The sequence below is a fragment of the Candidatus Nanosynsacchari sp. TM7_ANC_38.39_G1_1 genome, assembly GCF_004138385.1.
Window position 1 is genome coordinate 1 of the sequence record NZ_PQNZ01000071.1, and the last position, 1,025, is coordinate 1,025.

The 1,025-nt window shown below is 41.0% G+C and carries 2 protein-coding genes; both read right to left on the reverse strand.

Annotation, left to right across the window (positions count from 1 at the left end; translation table 11 throughout):
• The coding region (locus G1ANC_RS03995) for a hypothetical protein (protein ID WP_164998029.1) at window positions 1–331 on the reverse strand (331 nt) is incomplete at its 3' end.
• A complete protein-coding gene (locus G1ANC_RS04000; protein ID WP_129693707.1) occupies window positions 328–1,002 on the reverse strand; it encodes a response regulator transcription factor in 675 nt (224 codons plus the stop codon). The genes G1ANC_RS04000 and G1ANC_RS03995, both read right to left, overlap by 4 nt.
• Between the last annotated feature and the right edge of the window lie 23 nt (window positions 1,003–1,025).

Consider the following 1,025-nt stretch of genomic DNA (forward strand, 5'->3'; position numbering starts at 1 on the left):
AGACAAACCGCGACTGGGCTTTATGCGCCGCCTCAATCGGCCGCAGCGTAATCCTCGCTAATAAATACGAGCAAGCGCCGCCCGCCAGCAGCACGATGAGATTGATATAACCCAAGCTAATCAGCAGATTGCGCGTCGAAATATCCATCCGTTCCGACAAGTCAATGCTAGGAAAATCGTTGCCGCGCTGGATGATAATTTTATGGATTTGCGCGTCAACTTCCGAGCGCGCCACTTGAAAAATAATACTGCTAAACAGCAGGCTGACGACCATTAAAATCAGTAAATACCAGCCCGCCAATTTAATAGTTGCCGAGGTAAAAATTTTCATGCTTCAATCCGGTAACCGAAGCCGCGGACGGTTTTTATCAATTGTTTTTTGAATGGCTTATCGATTTTTTGGCGCAAGTTTTTTATGTACGCCTCGACGTTGTTTGGTAAAATATCAGCATCGAAGTTCCATACGTGTTCCATAATTTGCTCTTTACTTAATGTTTGACCGCTGGACTTCATTAAATATTGTAGTAGAGCGTACTCTTTTGCTGTCAGATCTATCTTTTTATTATCAAACTCTACTGTTCGGTTAGTAGTGTCCATGTGCAGGTTACCAACTTTTAGGATGGTTGGTTGGGCTTTTTTCGGTCTTCTTAATATTGCTCGTAATCTTGCTAAGAGCTCGTCTATAGCAAATGGTTTCGCTAAATAATCATCTGCGCCTGCATCTAGTCCAGTAATTTTTTGACTTGTTTCACCTAGTGCTGTTAAAACTATAGCTGGCGTAAAAATGCCATCTTTACGTAGTTTCTTAAGCATATCTAGCCCATCACTAAAATCTCCAGGCATCATTCTGTCAATAATTAAAGCGTCGTACGGTTGGGTACTAGCCATTGCATAGCCTTCACTGCTATTATATTCAATATCTATAGCGTAGCCTTCGTTTTTTAGCGTTCGACTAATGGCGCGTGCAAGCTTTTTCTCATCTTCAACAATTAAAATACGCATATATTCAATTTATATTTTATCAT